The following is a 438-nucleotide window of genomic DNA, read 5'->3' as shown; positions in this document are numbered from 1 at the left end:
CGATTGTTCCGTTAATAGGACCTAAATCTTCTTTTACTGCAAGGATTGCTGGTGCAGTCACTGTAATTTCTACAGTTGCTGTATTGCAATTTGAAGTATTCGCAACTTCACAGATTTTATAATCAAATGAATATTTTCCTGTTGGTGTGTTTGGTTTAACCGTAACTTCTCCACTTGTAGTATCAAAAGTTAAGACTGAAGGTAATGTAGAAGCTAAAGTTAACTCAACCTCATTTCTAACAACTGCATTACAGTTAAGCAAATCGTTTGATAAAACATTTGAAACAGCAGTTCCTCCTTCATATCCATTAATTGAAGCTGTATCTTTATTTGGTACAATTGGACCCACAACTTTTACTGTCTGAGTACAGGTTTGTGTATTTCCTGCTGCATCTGTAGCTGTCCAAGTCACAGTAGTATTTCCTAATGGGAAACTTG

Annotated in this window: 1 protein-coding gene; it reads right to left on the bottom strand. The window is 35.8% G+C overall.

Going from position 1 to position 438, the window contains the following annotated elements; all coding sequences use genetic code 11:
• Positions 1-438: Ig-like domain-containing protein (locus ACTJIW_RS24195; RefSeq protein WP_440718504.1), on the bottom strand; the 438-nt coding region annotated here is incomplete at both ends.

Source organism: Flavobacterium sp. 22659 (assembly GCF_052044235.1).
Classification (GTDB): Bacteria; Bacteroidota; Bacteroidia; order Flavobacteriales; family Flavobacteriaceae; genus Flavobacterium; species Flavobacterium johnsoniae.
This window is presented reverse-complemented; position numbering and strand designations above follow the sequence as displayed.